Source organism: Streptomyces sp. NPDC048270, assembly GCF_040652335.1.
Classification (GTDB): domain Bacteria; phylum Actinomycetota; class Actinomycetes; order Streptomycetales; family Streptomycetaceae; genus Streptomyces.
Window position 1 is genome coordinate 1 of sequence record NZ_JBEZLV010000013.1, and the last position, 15,923, is coordinate 15,923.

Below are 15,923 nucleotides of genomic sequence, written 5' to 3' on the forward strand. Positions count from 1 at the left end.
CGCACCGCAGACAAACTGAAATACCTCGCCGGAACCGAATCCGGAATGGAGGCCTACATCAACGACATCCGACCCGAAGACGCCGCCGCCCGCCTGCGCGAGGTGGCAAGCCGGTGACCAGGACGGCCCAGGAGTTCCAGGAGCTGTACGGGTACCCGCCCGAGGGGGTGTGGGCGGCGCCCGGCCGGGTCAACCTGATCGGCGAACACACCGACTACAACGACGGTTTCGCGCTGCCCTTCGCCCTGCCGCAGCGCACCGAGGTGGCCGCGGCCCGGCGCGCTGACGGGATCCTCAGGCTCCACTCCGCCGACACCCCCGCCGGTGTGGTGACCCTCGACCTCGCCGCCCTGGACCCGCAGCACCCGCCGCAGGGCGCGGAGAGCTGGGCCGGCTACCCGGCCGGGGTGTTCTGGGCCCTGCTGGACGCTGATCTTCCGGTCAGGGGCGCCGATCTGCACGTACGGTCCGACGTGCCGACCGGCGCCGGCCTCTCCTCCTCCGCCGCCCTGGAGGTGGCCACCGCACTGGCCCTGGCCGACCTGCACGGGCTCCCGCTCACCCGGCCCGAACTGGCCGCGCTCGCCCGGCGCGCCGAGAACGCGTACGTCGGCGTCCCCTGCGGGGTGATGGACCAGATGGCCTCGGCGTGCGCCACCGAAGGCCACGCCCTCCACCTGGACACCCGCAGCCTCCAACAGCGCCACATCCCCTTCGACTGCGAGGCGGCGGGCCTGCGCCTCCTCGTCATCGACACCCGGGTCAAGCACGCCCTGGCGGACGGGGCCTACGCGCAGCGGCTGGCCTCCTGCCACCAGGCGGCCGCGGCCCTCGGCGTAGCGGCGCTGCGCGACCTCCCGTACCGGGATCTCGACCGGGCACTGGACCGCCTCGGCGATCCGGTGGCCCGCCGGCGCGTCCGGCACGTGGTCACCGAGAACGAACGGGTGCGGCGGATGGAGGAGTTGCTGCGGGCCGGGCGGCTGCGCGAGACGGGGCCGCTGCTCACCGAGGGGCACGTCTCGCTGCGCGACGACTACGAGGTCTCCTGTCCGGAGCTCGACCTGGCGGTGGCCGCGGCCGACGCGGCCGGGGCCTACGGGGCCCGGATGACCGGCGGCGGCTTCGGCGGCTCGGCCCTGGCCCTGATCGACGCGGCCGCCGAACCCGCGGTGACGCGGGCCGTGACGGACGCCTTCCGCCGGGCGGGCCACACGCCGCCCCGGATCACCTCGGCGTCCCCGTCGGCCGGGGCCGCCCGCCTGCGCTAGACGGTTTATTCGCCATGCGGCAGGGTGGTGCGGGGCTATCCTGCGCGCCGTGATCAACTGGAACCAGATCGAAGCCGCTGACTGCGCCGTGCCGGCCGACCGCCCCATGGAAGGTATGGTGCGCATACTCTCCGATGCCCTTGCGGATCCCGATCCGCAGATCCGGGACGGAGCGCCTCACTCCGTCCTCTCGGCCTGGATAGAACGCGGGGTGATCGACGAGCCCCGGCGGCTGGCGCTGGGGAACGAGATGGCCGCCCGCTTCGCCGCCCCGGAGGTCCAGGCCCGCACGTTCGCACCTCTGGTGCTCGACATGCTCGTGACCAGAGGAGACTTCAAGGCCGACTGGGTAGACGCCTTCGAGCGGTGGTACCCGAGCGAGACGGACCTGCGCGGCTACGACGAGGAGCTTGGCTGGCTCCACGCGGTCGCGCACGGCGCGGACCTGCTGAACCGGTTCGGCTGCCATCCCGAGGTGGATCCGGTGCGGATGCTGGACCTCGCCGCCGCGCGGCTGACGGCGCCCACCGGCCACGTATGGAACCAACTGGAAGACGACCGGCTGGCCAGGGCACTCGCCCGGGTGCTCACCCGGTCCGACATGAGCGAGTACGACGCGACCGGATGGCTGGAGCCGATCGCCGCCAACTTCGGCTCCGCCCACATCCCGACCCCGGTCCCCGCGCACCTCACCAACTGCCTGCGCACGCTGCGCATGCTCCACCTCTTCGCGGACCGGGGCGTGCGGCCGAACCCCGAGTCGGAACCGGTGGCCCTTCACCACCGCGAGGCGGTCAAGGCCGCGGTGGCCGAGACCCTCGACCGGATCATCAAGCGCTGAGCACACGGCGCGCCGAAGCGGGCCACGCCGGCCCCCTGGGGATATTCCGATGTGATCAGTGGTCGTAGGCGATCAGGGATCGCATGACTGGCTGTCCGGTCTTGTGGTTGTGCCAGATCGCCGCGGCCCGTGCCAGGACGCGCTGGGCGACGCGGACGGCGACGCCCTCGAAAGTCCGGCCGCCGTGCTGTTCCAGGTCGAGCTGGCCCTTGAGGGGTGATGGACGTCCTGATGTCCCCGGTCGTGTTCAAGGAGCCGGCGAGCCGGGCCGCCGGACGCTGCGCCACCACGGGCGCGCCGACCTCCCCCACCGTCACCCCGGACGGCCTCCGCGACCTCGCCCCCGCGGCCTGCACCGCGCAGGAGGCCCGGGGCATCGGGAAGCGGCTCGCCGGCCTCTTCTAGACTGACCCGACGGCCGGTCAGGCATCGCACGAGTGCGGAGGAACGCATCACATGCGCTATATCCCCCTGGGCAGTTCGGGTCTTCAGGTCTCCACCGTCGGGCTCGGCTGCAACAACTTCGGCGGCCGCCTCGACGCCCAGGCCACCCGCGCCGTCGTCGACGCCGCACTCGACGCGGGCATCACCCTCCTCGACACCGCCGACATCTACGGCGGCCTCGGCGGCTCCGAGAACCACCTCGGGCAGGCCCTCAAGGGCCGCCGGGACCAGGTCGTCCTCGCCACCAAGTTCGGGTACGCCGGCATGGACATGAACTACGGGCCCGCCGCCGGATCGCGCGGCGGCCGCGCCTACATCCGGCGGGCCCTCGAAGAGTCCCTGCGCCGCCTGCGCACCGACCACATCGACCTCTACCAGCTGCACAGCCCCGACCCGGCCACCCCGATCGCGGAGACCCTCGCCGCGCTCACCGAGCTCGTCGCCGAGGGCAAGATCCGCTACATCGGGCACTCCAACCTCACCGGCTGGCAGCTCGCCGAAGCCGCGCACACCGCCCGCGAGACCGGCTCGGTGCCCTTCGTCTCCGCGCAGAACCAGTGGTCGCTGCTGGAGCGTTCGGCCGAGCGCGAGCTCGTCCCGGCGGCCCGGCACTACGGCGTCGGCGTCCTCCCGTACTTCCCCCTCGCCAACGGCCTCCTCACCGGCAAGATCCGCCGGGGCGCACCCGTCCCGGCCGGATCCCGCCTGGAGGGCCGCGACGCCTACCTCACGGACGAGCGGCTCGACGTGGTCGAAGCACTGGCCGCCCTCGCCGAGAAGCACGACCGCACCGTCCTCGAACTCGCCATCGGCTGGCTCGCCGCCCAGCCGGGTTGCGCCTCGGTCATCGCCGGAGCCACCTCCCCCGAGCAGGTGCGCGCCAACGCGGCCGTGGCCGACCGCCCGCTGGACGCCGCACTGCTCGCCGAGATCGACGCGGTGGCGCCGGGGGCTGCGGCGTGAATCCCGTGCTGCGCTGCGCGGTCCTCGACGACTACCAGGAGGCCGCGACCTCCCTCGCGGACTGGACCCCGGTCGCGGACCGGGTGGAGGTGGTCACCTACACCGACCACCTCTCCCACGAGGACCGGCTCGCGGAGCGCCTGGCCGACGTCGACATCGTCGTCACCCTGCGCGAACGCCTGGCCTTCCCGGCCTCCCTGCTCGACCGGCTGCCCCGCCTCAAGCTGCTCGTCGCCAGCGGCATGCGCAACTCGGTGATCGACTACGCCGCCGCCGCGCGCAACGGTGTCACCGTCTGCGGCACCGCCAGCTCCGCCACCCCGCCCGTCGAGCTGACCTGGGCCCTGCTGCTGGGCCTGGCCCGCGGCATCGTCGGGGAGAACAACGCCCTGCGCGCGTCCGGCCCCTGGCAGAGCACGGTCGGCGCCGACCTCCACGGCCGCCGGCTGGGCCTGCTCGGCCTCGGCAAGATCGGCAGCCGCGTCGCCCGGATCGGGCTCGCCTTCGGCATGGACGTGGCGGCCTGGAGCCAGAACCTCACCGGGGAGCGGGCCGCCGAGGTGGGCGTGGAGCTCGCCGGCTCCAAAGAGGAACTGCTGGCGCGGAGCGACTTCGTCTCCGTCCACCTCGCCCTCGGCGAACGCACCCGCCGCCTGATCGGCGCCGCCGAACTGGCGCTGATGAAGGAGAGCGCCTACCTCGTCAACACCTCACGGGCGGCCATCGTCGACCAGGACGCGCTCCTCGCGGCCCTGCGCGCGGGCCGCATCGCGGGCGCCGCGCTCGACGTCTTCGACACCGAACCGCTGCCGGGGGACCACCCGCTGCGCACCGCCCCGCGGCTCCTGGCGACCCCGCACCTCGGCTACGTCACCCGGGCCAACTACGCCACCTACTACGGCGAAGCCGTCGAGGACATCGCGGCGTTCCTCGACGGCTCACCCGTGCGCGTACTGCCCTGACCGGGTCGGGCTTCCGGGGGGCTTGCGCTCAGGACGTGATGTCCTTGCGGGAGAACCCCCGGAAGGCGAGGGCGAAGAGCACCAGCGCGTACGACACCGACACCGCCGTGCCCTTGACCATCCCGCCCCACTCCAGCTGCGGCTGCAAGGCGTCCGCCCAGGCGAACTGCCAGTGCGCCGGCAGGAACTCGCGCCAGGAGCCGAGCGCCGTGACCGCGTCCAGTACGTTGCCGACGATCGTCAGCCCGACCGCACCGCCCACCGCGCCCAGCGGCGCGTCCGTCCGGGTGGACAGCCAGAACGCGAGCCCCGCCGTCACCAGCTGCGACACGAAGACGAAGGCGACCGCCAGTGCGAGCCGCGGCACGGTGTCCCCGGCGGCCAGCGCCCCGCCCGTCGGGATCTTCAGCGGCCCCCATCCGTACGCGGCCGTGCCCGCCGCCAGCGCCACGACCGGCAGCAGCACCATCGCCGCCAGGCTGAAGCCGAGCGCCACTACCAGCTTGCTCCACAGCAGCCGCGACCGCGGCACCGGTGAGGCCAGCAGATAGCGCAGCGAGGACCAGCTGGCCTCCGAGGCCACGGTGTCCCCGCAGAACAGCGCCACCGGCACGACCAGCAGGAAGCCCGCCGAGACGAACAGGCAGGTCGCCGCGAAGTTCGCGCCCGAGGCCGTCGCCGTGTCGATCAGCGTGATCCGGCCGTTGCCCCCCTCGGGGCCGTCCGGCCCGCCGCCCACCGCGAAGGCGATGAGCATGATGAACGGCAGCGCGGCCAGCACCCCGAACATCACCAGCGTCCGCCGCCGGCGCCACTGCCGCAGCGCCTCCACGCGCAGCGGAAGCGTCCGGCCGGCCTGGTAGCCCGGGGCCACCTCCTGTACGGCGCTCATGCCGAACCTCCGATCAGGGTGAGGAACGCGTCCTCCAGCCGCCGGTGCGGCCCCACTCCGCTCACCGGCACCTCCAGCCGGACGAGTTCGGCGATCAGCCCGGCGGCGGTCGCGCCCTCGAGCCGTACGAGGAGCCCGTCGTCGGCGGCCACCACGGAACCCACTCCCTCCAGTGCGGCCACCTTCTCGACCGCCACGTCGTCCACCGGCCCCGCCAGGGACACCAGCAGGGTGTGCCCGCCGCCGGTGATCTCCGAGACCTCTCCCGCCTGCACCAGCCTGCCGCGGTCCATGACCACCAGGTGGGTGCAGGACTGCTCCACCTCGGACAGCAGGTGGCTGGAGACGATGACCGTCCGCCCGCCCGCCGCGTAGCGGATCATCACGTCCCGCATCTCCCGGATCTGCGGCGGGTCCAGGCCGTTCGTCGGCTCGTCGAGGATCAGCAGGTCCGGCATCCCGAGCATGGCCTGGGCGATCGCGAGGCGCTGGCGCATGCCCTGCGAGTAGGTGCGCACCGCGCGCTCCAGCGCGTCGCCCAGCCCGGCGATCTCCAGGGCTTCCGCCAGGTGCGCGTCCTCGTCCGGGCGGCCGGTGGCCTGCCAGTACAGCTCCAGGTTCGCGCGGCCCGTCAGGTGCGGCAGGAAGCCGGCGCCCTCCACGAAGGCCCCGACCCGCGACAGCACGGGCGCACCGGCGCGCACCGCGTGCCCGAACACCCGGATCTCCCCGGCGTCCGGCGAGATCAGCCCCATCAGCATCCGCAGGGTGGTGGTCTTCCCGGCCCCGTTGGGTCCGAGCAGCCCCAGCACCTGCCCCTTCTCCACCCGGAACGACAGGTCGCGGACCGCGTAGCGGTCCTCCGCCTTCGCGTACCGCTTGGTCAGGCCGGTGATCTCCAGCGGTACGTCGGCCAGCGCGGGGGCGGGCTGCGCTCCCCGGCCCCCGGCGCCGCCCCGGCCGGTCCTGCGGATCCCGAGCAGCGCCGCGGCCAGCGCCGCCGCGCCGAGGGGCAGGCTCCAGGTCCAGGCGGGCAGTCCGGCCGTGGCGGTCCGTACGTCCGGGGCCACGGGCACGGCCAGCGGGCCCTGCGCCGAGACCGTGTAGGCGGCCGGCGCGGCCGGGCTCGCGTAGCCCAGGTCGGTCGCGGCGACCACCAGCCGCAGCCGGTGCCCGGCCTCGACGGCGTGGTCGATCGCCGGCAGCCGCAGCTCGACGGTGGTCCCCTGCTGCGCGTTCTCCACCCGGACCGGGGCCACCAGCTGACTCGGCAGCACCTGCTGCCGGCCGTCCGGGCCCACGTCGTACACCTTGCCGAAGAGCACGGCCGAACCGTCCGCGGCCGTCGACCTCACCCTCAGGGTGATGGTCGGCGCTCCGGTGATCCGCAGCTCCTCGGCCAGCGGCTCTGATTCGAACCGGGCGTTCTGCCCCGGGAAGTCCAGCGAGAGGCCGGCTCCGAAGGAGGCGAGCTGACCGCCGATGCCCGGCAGCGAGGACAGCGCGGGAGGGGCGCCGCCCGCCGGATTGGCGAAGCTCTGCTCGCTCCCGGTCAGGGCGAACTCCTTCGGGGCCGAAGCCAGCCCCGGGTACCGCTCGCCGCTCGCGCCGCGCAGCTGCACCTGGCCGTCGGTCGAGTCGATGCCGCCGGAACGCGAGACGCGGAAGGCCGGCCCGGTGTCGGCGGACTCGTCGTCCTTGAGGTGGCGGTCGAACCAGGCCGCTGTCCGCTCCGCCGTCCGGTCGGCCTCGCGCATGCCGCCGTCGTGTCCGCCCGCGGTCCAGTCCACGGCGACGGGCGCCCCGTTCGCCGCGACGGCCTTGGCCATGGCGTCGGCCTGGTCCAGCGGGAAGAGGGAGTCGTCCTGCCCCTGCACGATGAGCGTCGGCACCTTGATCCGGGCGCCGACCGCCGACGGGCTGCGCTGCTCCAGCAGCGCCCTGGCCTCGGCATCGGGCTTCCCGGCCACCGCGACCCGCTCGTACATGGCGCACAGCTCGGGCTGGAACCGCCCGCAGCCGGGGGCGGCGAGCGGATCGGGCGCCTGTGCGCCCGGCCGCGCGGGCTGCATGCCGCCCGCGGAGCCGGTGGTGAAGAACATCCCGGCCCAGAGCTTCTTGAAGACCCCGTTGGGGAAGAGGGAGTCGGCCAGGTTCCAGTAGGTGATCTGCGGGGCGATGGCGTCCACCCGCCGGTCGTACCCGGCGGTGAGCAGTGCGACCGCCCCGCCGTAGGAGGCCCCGGCCATGCCGACGCGCGGGTCGCCCTCCGCGTCGAGCCGTACCTCGGGCCGGGTGGCGAGCCAGTCGATGAGCCGGGACACGTCCTTGACCTCGTACTCGGGGTCGTTGAGCCCGATCCGGCCGCCGGAGCGGCCGAAGCCGCGCGCCGACCAGGTCAGGACGGCGTAGCCGTCGCGGGCCAGCTGCTCCGCCTGGGCGCGCACGTCCTCCTTGCTGCCGCCGAAACCGTGGCCGAGGAGCACGGCGGGACGTTTCCTCCCCCCGCCCGCGCCGCTGCCGGAGCCGTCGTCCGCCGTGAAGTACGAGGTGTCGATCGCGGCGCCGGGCATGTCCACCACGCGGTCCTCGCGGTGCACGGCCGGATCGTCGCCGGCCGCGGCCGCGGCGGTCCACGTACCGGCTCCCGCGACGACGGCGAGCGCGGCGGCGCCGGCGAGCAGGCGGACCCGGCGGCGCCTGGGCAGTCGGAGCTTCATAGGGGAACCCTAATCGCCCGCCGTGCCCCGCCCGAGCGTCCCCAGGGGGATGTCCCCACCTTCCACAGGAGTACGGCGCCCGCCCCGCGTACCGCGCCCGCGGTATGCGCGGTGGCCGGATCCCGACCTGCGCCGAGCGCGCCCGGGCGGGAGGATGGCCGCATGCTGCTGGCCGACGTCGCGCGCGTGTCCCGGGAGGTCGCCGACACCTCCGCCCGGTCCCGGAAGACCGCCCTGCTCGCGGAGCTGTTCGCCGCCGCGCCCCCGGAGGAGGCCGCGCTGGTGATCTCCTACCTCGCCGGGCGCCTCCCGCAGGGCCGGCCGGGCATCGGCTGGCGCGCCCTGGGACAGGACGTGGCGCCGGCGCACGAGCCCACCCTGACCGTCCGGGCCGTGGACGACGCGGTCAGCGAGCTGGGCGCCGTCGCGGGCGCGGGATCGCAGGCGGGGCGCCGCCGGGTCGTCGAGACCCTGCTGGGCGCGGCCACCGAGGCCGAGCAGCGCTTCCTGCGCAGCCTGCTGTCCGGGGAGGTGCGCCAGGGCGCGCTCGACGCGGTGGCCCTGGAAGGCGTGGCCGCGGCGGCCGGTGTCCAGGCCGCGGACCTGCGCCGGGCGGTGATGCTGGACGGCTCGCTGCCCCGGGTCGCGGCGGCCGTGCTGGCCGGGGGCGCGGCGGCGCTCGGCGGCTTCACCCTGCGGGTCGGGCAGCCCGTGCAGCCCATGCTGGCGGGCAGCGCGAAGTCCGTCGGCGAGGCGCTGGCCGCGCTCGGGCCCTGCGCGGTGGAGGAGAAGCTCGACGGGATCCGGGTCCAGGTCCACCGCGAGGGCGGTGAGGTCCGGGTGTACACGCGCTCCCTCGACGAGATCACCGACCGGCTGCCGGAAGTGGCCGAGCTGGCCCGGTCGCTGCCGGGGGAGCGGTTCATCCTCGACGGCGAGGTCATCGGCCGGGCCGCGGACGGCCGCCCGGTCCCCTTCCAGCAGATCGCGAGCCGGGTCGGCTCCCGCATCGACGTCGAGGCCGCCCGGCGCACGCTCCCCGTGGCCCCGTACTTCTTCGACGTCCTGGCCGCCGGCGCGGACGTGCTGCTCGACCTCCCGGTCCGCGAGCGCTACGAGGTCCTCGCCGCCCTGGTGCCCGAGAGCGCCCGGGTCCGGCGCCTGGTGGTCGAGGACCCCGCGGCGCAGGGCGCGGACGCGGAGGAGTTCTCGGCCGAGACCCTGCGCCGCGGCCACGAGGGAGTGGTGGTCAAGAGCCTCGGCTCCGCCTACGCGGCGGGCCGGCGCGGCAAGAACTGGCTCAAGGTGAAACCGGTGCACACCCTGGACCTGGTCGTCCTCGCCGCCGAGTGGGGCCACGGGCGGCGCACCGGACTGCTGTCCAACCTGCACCTGGGCGCGCGGGCCGCCGACGGCACCTACGCCATGCTCGGCAAGACCTTCAAGGGGCTCACCGACGAGATGCTGCGCTGGCAGACCCGGGCGCTGAACGCGCTCGCGACCTCGGACGACGGCTTCACCGTGCGGGTGCGGCCGGAACTCGTGGTGGAGATCGCCTACGACGGCCTGCAGCGCTCCTCCCGCTACCCGGCCGGGGTCGCGCTGCGCTTCGCGCGGGTGCTCAGACACCGCCCCGACAAGACGGCGGAGCAGGCCGACACGGTGGAGGCGGTCCTCGCGAGCGGCACCGGCGGCTGATCACAGCGCCCGGCGGGGGTTTTTGCCTCAGAGGCAAGTCGGATTGCCACAGAGGCAAGACTCTGGCTCAATCGGGGCATGAACCCCGGTCCTGCCCCCGAGGAAGCGGGCGACGAGCTGCCCGCCGTGGCCCCGCAACTGCGCGACCTGCGCCGCCGCGCCGGCCTCACCCTGGAAGCCGCCGCCGCGCGGGCCAGGCTCTCGCCCGCCCACCTGTCCCGCCTGGAGACCGGCCGGCGCCGGCCCTCGCTGCCGCTGCTGCTCGCGCTCGCCCGCACCTACGGTACGACGGTCTCCGAACTGCTCGGCGAGACCCCGGCCGTCGCCGACCCCATCGTACGGGCCGGCGGACCGGGCGCCCGCGAGGCCGACGGCTGGACCTACTGGCAGGCGGGCGGCCCGGGGCGCGGGATGCAGGCCCTGCGCGTGCACGTCCCGCACGGCCGCGGTCCGGGCGAGCTGGTCCGCGTACATCCCGGCGAGGAGTGGCTGTACGTCCTGAGCGGCCGGCTGCGGCTGCACCTGGGGGAGGCCGAGCACCTCCTGGACCCCGGTGACAGCGCACACTTCGACTCGCTGACGCCGCACCGGATCGCGGGGGCCGAACCCGGCGGCGCGGACCTGCTGTTCGTCCACACCCTGCTGCAGAGCAGCCTCGCCGGGCTGTGCCTGGGCGGGGCCACCACCCCACACCACCGATAGCAGAGGAGCCGTACCCATGTCAGAGGGACAGGAGCCCGTCACCACCGTGCGGGCGCGCATCGAGAGCAAGTTCCCGCGCGGTCTGGTGATCCGGCTGATCGCCTACTTGTTCGTGGGCCACCTCTTCGCCTTCTTCGTCTACCTCCTCTTCGTCCTGGGCGCCGAGAACCAGTGACGCCGGCGGGCGCGCGGCCCCGGGCCGCACGACTGCGGCCGCACGACTATGGAAACGTCCAGGTCCTGTGGCTACCCTCCGCGCATGATTTCCACGGTTGTCTGGGGTACCGGCAACGTCGGCCGTTTGGCCATCCGCGCCGTCGAGGCCCATCCCGCGCTGAAACTCTCCGCAGTCATCGTCCACAATCCAGCCAAGGTCGGCCGCGACGCGGGTGAACTCGGCGGACTCGACCACCTGTTGGGGGTCCAGGCCACCGACGACATCGAAGCCGTCCTGGCCGCCCGCCCCCGGGCCGTGGTGTACGCCGCCTCCGGCGACGTCCGGCCCGACGACGCCCTCGCCGACATCACCCGGGCGATCCGCTCCGGCGCGGTCGTCGTCAGCCCCGCGCTGTACCCGCTGTACGACCACCGCGGCGCACCGCCGGAGTTCCGCGATCCGGTGCTGGCCGCCATCGCGGAGGGCGGCGGCTCGCTCTTCGCCTCCGGCGTCGACCCCGGCTGGGGCAACGACGTCCTCCCGCTCCTGCTCAGCGGCCTCGGCACGACGGTCGACGCCATCCGCTGCCAGGAGATCTTCGACTACTCCACCTACGACCAGCCGGACTCCGTCCGCTACCTCGTCGGCATGGGCCAGCCCATGGACTACGAGCCGATGATGCTCATGCCCTCGATCCCGACCATGGTGTGGGGCGGGCAGATACGCATGATGGCCCGCGCCCTCGGCGTGGAACTGGACGAGATCCGCGAGACGGTGGACCGGCGCGCCCTCGACACCACCGTCACCACCCGGACGATGGGCGCCTTCGAGGCGGGCACCCAGGGAGCGATCCGCTTCGAGGTGCAGGGCATCGTCGAGGGCGAACCCCGCATCGTCATCGAGCACGTCACCCGCATCCACGCCTCGTGCGCCCCGGACTGGCCCAGCCCGCCCGACGGCGGCGACGGAGCCCACCGGGTCGTCATCGAGGGGCGCCCGCGCATCGAGGTCACCATCGAGGCCACCGACGAGGGGGAGAACCGCTCGGCGGGCGGCAACGCCACCGCCGTGGGCCGCCTGGTGAGCGCCATCGACTGGCTCACCGAGGCGGAACCCGGGCTGTACGACGCCCTCGACGTCCCGCTGCGCCCCGCCATCGGCAAACTCGGAAGGAAGCAGTCATGAGGATCGACATTCCCGAAGGCCAGCACCCCATCGAGTACGTGTGGGGCGACCTGGTCCCCGGCATCGGCATGGCCGCCGCCAACTTCTCGCTGTCCGTGTACGCCCACACCACCCTGGGACTGCGCGAGTTCGAGGCCGCCCGGCTGCGGGTCGCGCAGATCAACGGCTGCGTCTTCTGCCTGGACTGGCGCACCGAGCTGAAGGGGGAGAAGGTCGAGGAGGAGTTCTCCGACGCCGTCACCGAGTGGCGCACCACGGACCGCTTCGACGAGCGCACCCGGATGTCGGCGGAGTACGCCGAGCGCTTCACCTTGGACCACCACGGGCTCGACGACGAGTTCTGGGACCGGATGAACCGGCACTACACCCAGCTCGAGATCGTGGAGCTGACGATGAGCATCGGGTCCTGGCTGGTCTTCGGCCGGCTCAACCACGTGCTCGGCCTCGACAGCGTCTGCATGCTGCCGGGCCACTGACATGGGTCCGGGGCCGCTCGGTCGTCCGATCGGCCCCGGCTGTCGCGCGTGCGGACCTGGCTACAGGTCGGTGGCGATGATCTTCTCGATGTTCCGTTCGGCGAGTGCCGTGATGGTGACGAACGGGTTGACGGTGGTGTTGCCGGGGATCAGCGCGCCGTCGATCACGTACAGGCCGGTGTAGCCGTGCAGGCGGCCGTAGTTGTCGGTGGCCTTGTTCAGTACCGCGCCGCCGAGCGGGTGGTAGGTGAGGTGGTCGCCCCAGATCTTGTTGGTGCCGAAGAGGTCGGTCCGGTAGATCGTCCCCTCCTTGGAGTTGATCTTGTCGAAGATGGTCTTGGCCATGTCGATGGACGGCTGCTTCCAGGCCGTCTGCCAGTTGAGTTCGACCTTGCCCGCCGCCGCGTTCCAGGAGAACTGGGCGCGGTGGGGGTTCTTGGTGATCGACAGGTAGAAGGAGGCGTAGGTCTCGATCCCCGTCGGGAGCGGGGCCACCTCGGCGAACGCGCCGCCCGCGTCCCAGTTGTCGATGCCGCCGCAGGGGATGGAGGCCTGCACCTTTCCGGTCGCGTCCCACATGTGGTTGGCACGGCCGCACATGACGTTGCCGTTCTCGCCCCAGCCCTTGCCGATCTCGTCGTTCAGGTTCGGCAGGACGCCGGTGGCCTTCAGCCGGACCAGGAGCTTGCTGGTGCCGACGCTGCCGGCGGCGAAGAACACCCGGTCGGAGGTCACGGTCTTGGTGGCCGTGACGGAGCCGTCCGTGGTCAGCTGGTTGATGGTGACGGTGTAGCCGCCGCCGGACGCGGGGGCGACCGAGGTGACCTGGTGCAGGGGGGAGACGGAGACCCTGCCGGTGGCCTTGGCGGCCGCGATGTAGGTCTGCTGGAGCGACTTCTTGCCGTGGTTGTTGCCGTAGAGGATCTCGCCGTCCACGGCCGACTTGGGGACGGTGCCGGCCGCCTCCTTCTTCATGTAGTCCCAGTCGTACACGTCCGGTACGAAGACGAAGGGGAATCCGGAGCGCTGGGCGTGCTTGCGGCCGACGCGGGCGTACTGGTAGCAGGCGACGGTGTCGAACCAGGCCGGGTCGATGAGGCCGACCCCGAGTCCCGCGTTGGCGCGGGGGTAGTAGGTGTCGTACATCTCGTCGGCGTTCACCGACGGCAGGACGGAACTGAAGTTCGCCCGCTTGGGAGTGACGGCCATGCCGCCGTTGACGAGCGAGCCGCCGCCGACCCCGCGCCCCTGGTAGACGATGATGCCGCCCATTTCCTCGGCGTCCAGGATGCCCGTGTACTTGGGGACGTTCTTGTCGATGGGGAATCCGAGGAAGTTGCTGAGCGGCGCCTTGGTCTTGGTGCGCAGCCAGTAGGACCGGTAGTCGGGTTTGGTGGTGTGGGCGAAGATCTTGCCGTCGGTGCCCGGGGTGTCCCAGGCCATGCCCATCTCGACCATGTGGACGTCGACGCCGGCCTGGGCCAGGCGCAGGGCGGCGACGGAGCCCCCGTACCCGGTGCCGATGATCAGGACGGGGACGCGCGCTCCGTCGTCGATCGCGGCGGCCGTGGCGGTGGCGGTCTGCGCCGCATGAGCGGAAGTGACTTGTGCAGAGAGGGCCACGGCCCCCAAAATAGAACCTGTTCTCGCAAGGAATCCGCGACGGGAGAATCCGTTGGAACCGTTTCTGGGCACGCCATTGTCACTCATGTGACGTTCCTCACTCTCGGCTGAATGAGAACGAGTTCTACTGCTACGGGCGTGTGAAGTCACTAGATACCTCGGGGTAACTTCGTAACTTCAGGCCGGTCGTGTCACAGAATTCGCGGCCTCGGGGCGCCGAACCCAGCCCAGGACCAGCACGGATGCGACAGCGGCGAAGGCGCACCAGGTAGAGGCGAATTCCAGCCGCCACAGGGCCCCGCAGACGACGGCGCCGGCGGCCAGTACGGCCCCGAGCAGCCGCAGCCGCCGGTTGCCGGCGAGCAGCAGGGCGCCGAGCGTTGCGCACAGGTAGCCCGCCACGACGAGCGGGGTGTACGGGACGTCCACGCCGTAGCCGACCGTGTGACCGCGGATCTCCGCGCTCACCGGCCGGGTCGCGAGGCCGTACGCGAGGACCGCGCCGGTGGCGAGGCCCACGGCCGCGGGCCCCCACAGGCGGCGCCGACCCCCGGGCGCGGCCGCGAGGAGCAACCCGAGCGGCACCCAGGCGGCCAGTAGCGGGAAGGCGATCACGGCCCAGGCGGTGGCGGCCGCGGAGCAGCCGCCGCCCGAGTTCCAGACGGCGGCTTCGGTCAGCTGGTGCGCGCCCAGCAGCAGCGGGAGCGCGGCGACGGGCAGGTCGCGGGCCCGCCGGGCGCGCGCGGTGCGCGCCAGGCACACGACGCCCACGGCGGTGATGGCCGTGCCCGCCGTCAGATCGGCCGTCGCGCTCCAGCACATGGGATCACCTCACGGCGCGGCCGGCTGCTGCATGGTCGAGCAGTGGATGCCCCCGCCGCCGCCCATCAGGCGGTCCACGTCGAGCTGGACGACGGTGCGGCCGGGGAAGGCCGCGGCCAGGGCCTGCCGGGCCCCCGCGTCCGTGGCCTGGTCCCCGAACTGGGAGGTGATCACCGCGCCGTTGACGAGGTGGAAGTTCAGGTACGAGTCCACGAAGTCGGGGCTGTCGGAGCGCAGGGTCCGCGGGCCGTCCACCCGGATGACCTGGAGCCTGCGGCCCTTGGCGTCGGTGGCGGCGGAGAGGATCGCGAGCTGCTGGCGGGCGTCCTTCGCCCAGATGTCGGTGCGCTCCGCCGGCGGGACCTGGACCATGACCACGCCGGGACGCACGAACCGGGAGGTGACGTCGATGTGGTCGTCGGTGATGTCCTGCCCCTTGATCCCGGGCGCCCAGATCATCTTGTCGGCGCCGTAGGCGGCGAGCACCTCGGCCTCGACCTGGGCCCGGCTCAGCCCGGGATTGCGGTTCTTGTTGACCAGGCTGCTCTCGGTGGCCATCACGGTCCCGTCGCCGTCGGTCTCCACCGCACCGCCCTCGCCCACGAAGCCGGCGGAGGTGAAGGGCAGGGACTCGTGCGCGGCGAGCAGCCGGGCCACCTTGGCGTCCTTGCGGTGGGTCTGCTTGCCGCCCCAGCCGTTGAAGTTCAGGCCGATCGCGTCCACCGCCCCGGCTCCGTCGAGGCGGAAGACGGCGCCGGAGTCCCGCATCCACAGGTCGTCGACGGGGATCGAGGAGATGACGGTGACGGCGGAGCCGCAGCGGGCCCGCGCGGTGGCGGCCGCGCTCTCGTCCGCCGCGCACATCAGCACCGGCTCGTAGCGTGCGGCGGTGCGGGCGATCAGGGCGATGTCCTGCTGTATCCCGGCGAGGTCGCGGCCCCAGATCGCGCGGCTGGAGGGCCAGGCCATCCAGGTGCGGACGTGCCGTACGTCGTCGAGCGGCACGCGCATCCGGCCGGCGGCGCTCCGGGCGGGGCGGGCGGACTGGGCGGCCTCGGCGGGCGGGCCGGCGAGGGTCCCGAGGGTCAGTCCGGCCGCCCCGGCGCCCGCCGATCGCAGCACGGTTCTACGGCTTGGGTTCATACGAACCTCCGAAGGAGGGGTGGA

At 73.1% G+C, this 15,923-nt stretch carries 15 protein-coding genes and 2 pseudogenes; 11 read left to right on the forward strand and 6 right to left on the reverse strand.

Features of this window, described 5'->3' with window-relative positions:
- The 3 genes and pseudogenes from AB0D66_RS14050 to AB0D66_RS14060 all read left to right on the forward strand — a co-directional run.
- Positions 1-117 (forward strand): annotated as a pseudogene (locus AB0D66_RS14050) (galactose-1-phosphate uridylyltransferase); the annotation flags it as partial.
- Complete coding sequence (gene galK, locus AB0D66_RS14055) at positions 114-1,271, forward strand: galactokinase (protein WP_362301609.1); 1,158 nt, start codon at positions 114-116, stop codon at positions 1,269-1,271. The pseudogene AB0D66_RS14050 and the gene galK, both read left to right, overlap by 4 nt.
- 49 nt (positions 1,272-1,320) lie before the next feature.
- The gene (locus AB0D66_RS14060) at positions 1,321-2,112 is read left to right on the forward strand and encodes a DUF2785 domain-containing protein (RefSeq protein WP_362301611.1); all 792 of its coding nucleotides are present in this window, start codon (positions 1,321-1,323) and stop codon (positions 2,110-2,112) included.
- 55 nt (positions 2,113-2,167) lie between these two features.
- On the opposite strand, the pseudogene AB0D66_RS14065 reads toward AB0D66_RS14060, so the two are convergent.
- Positions 2,168-2,326 (reverse strand): annotated as a pseudogene (locus AB0D66_RS14065) (IS982 family transposase); the annotation flags it as partial.
- 5 nt (positions 2,327-2,331) lie between these two features.
- On the opposite strand from AB0D66_RS14065, the gene AB0D66_RS14070 reads away from it, so the two are divergent.
- The 3 genes from AB0D66_RS14070 to AB0D66_RS14080 are packed head-to-tail and all read left to right on the forward strand — an operon-like array spanning position 2,332 to position 4,481.
- The gene (locus AB0D66_RS14070) at positions 2,332-2,517 is read left to right on the forward strand and encodes a hypothetical protein (protein WP_362301614.1); all 186 of its coding nucleotides are present in this window, start codon (positions 2,332-2,334) and stop codon (positions 2,515-2,517) included.
- Positions 2,518-2,568: 51 nt separating this feature from the next.
- Complete coding sequence (locus AB0D66_RS14075; protein WP_362301617.1) at positions 2,569-3,519, forward strand: aldo/keto reductase; 951 nt, start codon at positions 2,569-2,571, stop codon at positions 3,517-3,519.
- Positions 3,516-4,481 carry a D-2-hydroxyacid dehydrogenase family protein gene (locus tag AB0D66_RS14080; protein WP_362301620.1) on the forward strand — a complete coding sequence of 322 codons (966 nt, stop codon included), beginning with the start codon at positions 3,516-3,518 and terminating at the stop codon, positions 4,479-4,481. Before AB0D66_RS14075 ends, AB0D66_RS14080 begins: the two co-directional genes overlap by 4 nt.
- A 28-nt stretch (positions 4,482-4,509) precedes the next feature.
- Here AB0D66_RS14080 and AB0D66_RS14085 read toward each other — a convergent pair whose 3' ends face one another.
- Both AB0D66_RS14085 and AB0D66_RS14090 read right to left on the reverse strand, forming a co-directional pair.
- Complete coding sequence (locus AB0D66_RS14085) at positions 4,510-5,373, reverse strand: ABC transporter permease (protein ID WP_069923047.1); 864 nt, start codon at positions 5,371-5,373, stop codon at positions 4,510-4,512.
- A complete protein-coding gene (locus AB0D66_RS14090; protein ID WP_362301624.1) occupies positions 5,370-8,093 on the reverse strand; it encodes an alpha/beta fold hydrolase in 2,724 nt (907 codons plus the stop codon). The genes AB0D66_RS14085 and AB0D66_RS14090 overlap by 4 nt, the downstream gene beginning before the upstream one ends.
- Before the next feature lie 162 nt (positions 8,094-8,255).
- Here AB0D66_RS14090 and AB0D66_RS14095 point away from each other — a divergent pair, with 162 nt between their 5' ends.
- The 5 genes from AB0D66_RS14095 to AB0D66_RS14115 all read left to right on the forward strand — a co-directional run bounded on the left by AB0D66_RS14095 (position 8,256) and on the right by AB0D66_RS14115 (position 12,311).
- Positions 8,256-9,791 (forward strand): ATP-dependent DNA ligase, encoded by a 1,536-nt coding sequence (locus AB0D66_RS14095; RefSeq protein ID WP_362301627.1) that lies wholly within the window; start codon positions 8,256-8,258, stop codon positions 9,789-9,791.
- Between the two features lie 78 nt (positions 9,792-9,869).
- A complete protein-coding gene (locus tag AB0D66_RS14100; protein WP_362301630.1) occupies positions 9,870-10,493 on the forward strand; it encodes a helix-turn-helix domain-containing protein in 624 nt (207 codons plus the stop codon).
- A gap of 16 nt (positions 10,494-10,509) precedes the next feature.
- Positions 10,510-10,668 carry a DUF6126 family protein gene (locus AB0D66_RS14105; protein ID WP_362301633.1) on the forward strand — a complete coding sequence of 53 codons (159 nt, stop codon included), beginning with the start codon at positions 10,510-10,512 and terminating at the stop codon, positions 10,666-10,668.
- 84 nt (positions 10,669-10,752) lie between these two features.
- Positions 10,753-11,835 carry a dihydrodipicolinate reductase gene (locus AB0D66_RS14110; RefSeq protein WP_362301636.1) on the forward strand — a complete coding sequence of 361 codons (1,083 nt, stop codon included), beginning with the start codon at positions 10,753-10,755 and terminating at the stop codon, positions 11,833-11,835.
- Positions 11,832-12,311: a carboxymuconolactone decarboxylase family protein gene (locus AB0D66_RS14115; RefSeq protein WP_362301639.1), complete on the forward strand. Its 480-nt coding sequence runs from the start codon at positions 11,832-11,834 to the stop codon at positions 12,309-12,311. Before AB0D66_RS14110 ends, AB0D66_RS14115 begins: the two co-directional genes overlap by 4 nt.
- A 60-nt stretch (positions 12,312-12,371) precedes the next feature.
- Here the strand turns inward: AB0D66_RS14115 and AB0D66_RS14120 are convergent, their stop codons facing one another.
- The 3 genes from AB0D66_RS14120 to AB0D66_RS14130 all read right to left on the reverse strand — a co-directional run bounded on the left by AB0D66_RS14120 (position 12,372) and on the right by AB0D66_RS14130 (position 15,899).
- Positions 12,372-14,021 carry a GMC oxidoreductase gene (locus AB0D66_RS14120; protein WP_362301642.1) on the reverse strand — a complete coding sequence of 550 codons (1,650 nt, stop codon included), beginning with the start codon at positions 14,019-14,021 and terminating at the stop codon, positions 12,372-12,374.
- Positions 14,022-14,111: 90 nt separating this feature from the next.
- Positions 14,112-14,756, reverse strand: coding sequence for a DUF6629 family protein (locus tag AB0D66_RS14125; protein WP_362301644.1), 645 nt, complete (start codon positions 14,754-14,756; stop codon positions 14,112-14,114).
- 9 nt (positions 14,757-14,765) lie between these two features.
- Positions 14,766-15,899 (reverse strand): agmatine deiminase family protein, encoded by a 1,134-nt coding sequence (locus AB0D66_RS14130; protein ID WP_362301647.1) that lies wholly within the window; start codon positions 15,897-15,899, stop codon positions 14,766-14,768.
- Positions 15,900-15,923: the final 24 nt, after the last annotated feature.

Coding starts and splice junctions, on each gene's coding strand:
- AB0D66_RS14120 (WP_362301642.1), bottom strand. CDS start 14,021: ATGAGTGACAATGGCGTGCCCAGAAACGGTTCCAACGGATTCTCCCGT.
- AB0D66_RS14105 (WP_362301633.1), top strand. CDS start 10,510: ATGTCAGAGGGACAGGAGCCCGTCACCACCGTGCGGGCGCGCATCGAG.
- AB0D66_RS14130 (WP_362301647.1), bottom strand. CDS start 15,899: ATGAACCCAAGCCGTAGAACCGTGCTGCGATCGGCGGGCGCCGGGGCG.
- AB0D66_RS14090 (WP_362301624.1), bottom strand. CDS start 8,093: ATGAAGCTCCGACTGCCCAGGCGCCGCCGGGTCCGCCTGCTCGCCGGC.
- AB0D66_RS14075 (WP_362301617.1), top strand. CDS start 2,569: ATGCGCTATATCCCCCTGGGCAGTTCGGGTCTTCAGGTCTCCACCGTC.
- AB0D66_RS14095 (WP_362301627.1), top strand. CDS start 8,256: ATGCTGCTGGCCGACGTCGCGCGCGTGTCCCGGGAGGTCGCCGACACC.
- AB0D66_RS14070 (WP_362301614.1), top strand. CDS start 2,332: ATGGACGTCCTGATGTCCCCGGTCGTGTTCAAGGAGCCGGCGAGCCGG.
- AB0D66_RS14115 (WP_362301639.1), top strand. CDS start 11,832: ATGAGGATCGACATTCCCGAAGGCCAGCACCCCATCGAGTACGTGTGG.
- AB0D66_RS14110 (WP_362301636.1), top strand. CDS start 10,753: ATGATTTCCACGGTTGTCTGGGGTACCGGCAACGTCGGCCGTTTGGCC.
- AB0D66_RS14125 (WP_362301644.1), bottom strand. CDS start 14,756: ATGTGCTGGAGCGCGACGGCCGATCTGACGGCGGGCACGGCCATCACC.
- AB0D66_RS14085 (WP_069923047.1), bottom strand. CDS start 5,373: ATGAGCGCCGTACAGGAGGTGGCCCCGGGCTACCAGGCCGGCCGGACG.
- AB0D66_RS14100 (WP_362301630.1), top strand. CDS start 9,870: ATGAACCCCGGTCCTGCCCCCGAGGAAGCGGGCGACGAGCTGCCCGCC.